The sequence below is a fragment of the Pseudoalteromonas luteoviolacea NCIMB 1942 genome (assembly GCF_001625595.1).
Taxonomy (GTDB): domain Bacteria; phylum Pseudomonadota; class Gammaproteobacteria; order Enterobacterales; family Alteromonadaceae; genus Pseudoalteromonas; species Pseudoalteromonas luteoviolacea_A.
Genome location: NZ_AUXT01000142.1, coordinates 1 through 1673 on the forward strand (window position 1 = coordinate 1; position 1673 = coordinate 1673).

Here is a 1673-nt window from a genome sequence, read left to right on the forward strand (position 1 = left end):
AAAGTGTGATCCCGCCCTGACCTGAAGGGGCATTTATATTTTGTCCTGAGGGCGCTATAAGAGGGTTTCGAAATGACACTGAGCAGGACGTCATGATGTTAATTTTCTACACACCATCAGGAATTGAAAACATGATAGAAATGGATGGTATTCCCGTAAATTTTCAGGAAGACTATCAAAACCATATGAAAGCGAGAAAGGTAGCTTGCCCAGCGCTTAACAAGCAATTTGGTATTGCAGAAAAGTAGAATATTTAATTTTAGTATAAACAATGAATGGGGAGGGGCTTCGCGGTATTTTGTTTTGTGTACTTAGCCCATATATATTGTGAAGTTCCCTGAAAATTTAAGGAAGTTTTATGATCGACTTACGCTCTGATACGGTTACTCAGCCTTGCAAAAACATGCGCCGATTAATGAGTAATGCCATGGTTGGCGATGATGTGTATGGAGATGATCCAACTGTAAATGAATTAGAACACTATAGTGCAGCAATACATGGTTTTGATGCTGCGCTTTTCGTCACGTCAGGAACACAGGCAAACCTACTCGCAATTATGGCGCATTGCGAGCGAGGAGATGAATATATATGTGGGCAAAGTGCGCACAACTATCGATATGAAGCGGGTGGCGCTGCGGTATTAGGCTCCGTTCAACCTCAGCCAATAGAGAATGAGCCCGATGGTCGTATTTGTTTAGAGAAAGTTCAAGCAGCAATTAAACCCAATGATTTTCACTTTGCAAAAACCAAAATGCTGAGCTTGGAAAATACGATAGGGGGTAAGGTGCTAGATCTTGATTATTTAGAGGCAGCTCGTGCTTTTACTAAAAAGTATGCGCTAAAACTCCACTTAGATGGCGCAAGAGTTTATAACGCTAAAGTCGCCTTGGGAGTGGATATCAAAGAAATAAGCAAACATTTTGACTCTATGACCGTGTGCTTGTCTAAAGGTCTTGGGGCGCCCGTCGGGTCTTTGCTGTTGGGAGATGAAGAATTGATCGCTAAAGCCCGCAGGATCAGGAAAATGTTGGGTGGCGGTATGAGACAAGCGGGGATATTGGCAGCGGCAGGCTTATATGCGCTAAAAAACAATGTTGAACGCTTAGCTGAAGATCACGCCAATGCAAAATATTTGGCGCAAAGAGTAAACGAATTACCTGGGTTTGACAGCAGCGCTTACCAAGTGCAGACCAATTTAGTATTTCTCGATGTAAACGAAGACTTAAAAATCAACGACTTTGCTAAGACGATGTTTAAACAAGATATTAACATAACACCGGGCTATCAGGGCATGCGCTTAGTGACCCATTCTGGAGTTTGCCGCAATGATATCGATGTATTCATTGATAAAGCAAAAGAATATTTTATGCGTTGAGGTTTGAAGTAGCCCAACACCCATTAGCTTACTGTTGGGTTTTTACCTGCCAAAAGAAACCTATGTTCAAGAGTTTACTGTCTTTTATAGAGGGGCTATTGGTGTGTTATCCTCAATTTAAGCCCCTCAAAGTGTAAATAATTGTTAATACTAATGTTGAGAAAAGCTGCATTTTGTTGTATATTTCGGCGTTTGAAATTTGTGGAGGGCGTTCAAAATTCTGTGTCAGCTTAAAAAGTTAAATATCAAGCACGCTATCTAAACGCCCTTCAAAATAAATCGCTAACTGAGATAAACA

The 1673-nt window shown here is 41.1% G+C and carries 2 protein-coding genes; both read left to right on the plus strand.

Going from position 1 to position 1673, the window contains the following annotated elements; all coding sequences use genetic code 11:
* The first annotated feature begins 92 nt into the window (after positions 1-92).
* Positions 93-248 (plus strand): hypothetical protein, encoded by a 156-nt coding sequence (locus N482_RS24750; RefSeq protein WP_155730537.1) that lies wholly within the window; start codon positions 93-95, stop codon positions 246-248.
* Between the two features lie 110 nt (positions 249-358).
* Entirely contained in the window at positions 359-1375 is a 1017-nt protein-coding gene (gene ltaE / locus N482_RS07295) for a low-specificity L-threonine aldolase (protein WP_063376408.1), read from the plus strand.
* The last annotated feature ends 298 nt before the right edge of the window (positions 1376-1673 follow it).

Excerpts from the sequence above, each read along its gene's own strand:
- ltaE (WP_063376408.1), top strand. The coding sequence starts at position 359 with ATGATCGACTTACGCTCTGATACGGTTACTCAGCCTTGCAAAAACATG.
- N482_RS24750 (WP_155730537.1), top strand. The coding sequence starts at position 93 with ATGATGTTAATTTTCTACACACCATCAGGAATTGAAAACATGATAGAA.